The sequence below is a fragment of the Paraburkholderia sp. RL17-373-BIF-A genome, from assembly GCF_046030175.1.
Lineage (GTDB): Bacteria > Pseudomonadota > Gammaproteobacteria > Burkholderiales > Burkholderiaceae > Paraburkholderia.
This window is the reverse complement of record NZ_JARESO010000359.1, coordinates 1-685: the sequence shown is the minus strand read 5'-3', so window position 1 is coordinate 685 and position 685 is coordinate 1. Positions and strand designations below refer to the sequence as shown.

The following is a 685-nucleotide window of genomic DNA, read 5'->3' as shown; positions in this document are numbered from 1 at the left end:
AGCGAGTTCCATGCAGCGGATCTTGTTGTCACCCTCCAGCCGCGTGTCGATGGCAGTCAGGATGCTGCCTGAGTCCGGATTGTTCCGGTGGTTGAAAAGCACATCGCGCACCTCTGGACGGCTCAGGTCCTCTGTCAATCCAGAGAAGACGATCCCGGAAAGCATTCCATCGGTTAATTGATCGACGTTGTGCAAGAAAAATCCCAGCGAGATTTTCGTCTGATGAAATGTCACCCCGCCCAAGTTCACCCCACCTAAGCGCGCCCCGCTCAGGTCAGTGTGGCTCAGGTCTGCACCGAAAAGGTCCGCGTCCTTAAATCCCCCCAGTTCAATTTCGCACCACTCAGGTTTGCCCGCCGCAGGTTCGCTTCGCTCAGGTCGATCCGGCGCAGGTCCATCCGGCGCATGCCCATCGTGCCCCCTGTGAGAACAGACCGTCTCACCTGCGGGATGTCTTTAGCCGCTTCCCGGTACAGATGGTGATCTGCCTCGTGCCAAGCAATCTCCTGCTCCAGAATTGCCCGGAGGTCTTCGAGCGTCCCGCCCTCGACAGCAAAAGACTCGGAGGTCGCGCCGATTTCCACTGTAAAGGTGAGGACGCTGCCGTTCGCGTCTGTATCCTCGGAGACCTTCAGCTCCCCACCATGCTGCAGTGCTACCGAAACAGCACGATTGTCCGGGCGCT

Annotated in this window: 2 protein-coding genes; both read right to left on the bottom strand. The window is 58.7% G+C overall.

Annotation, left to right across the window (positions count from 1 at the left end):
* Positions 1-243, bottom strand: a 243-nt coding sequence (locus P0D80_RS50870; protein ID WP_408296489.1) for a hypothetical protein, incomplete at its 3' end; no start/stop codon positions are given.
* Positions 244-284: 41 nt separating this feature from the next.
* Positions 285-685: pentapeptide repeat-containing protein (locus P0D80_RS50865; RefSeq protein WP_408296486.1), on the bottom strand; the 401-nt coding region annotated here is incomplete at its 5' end.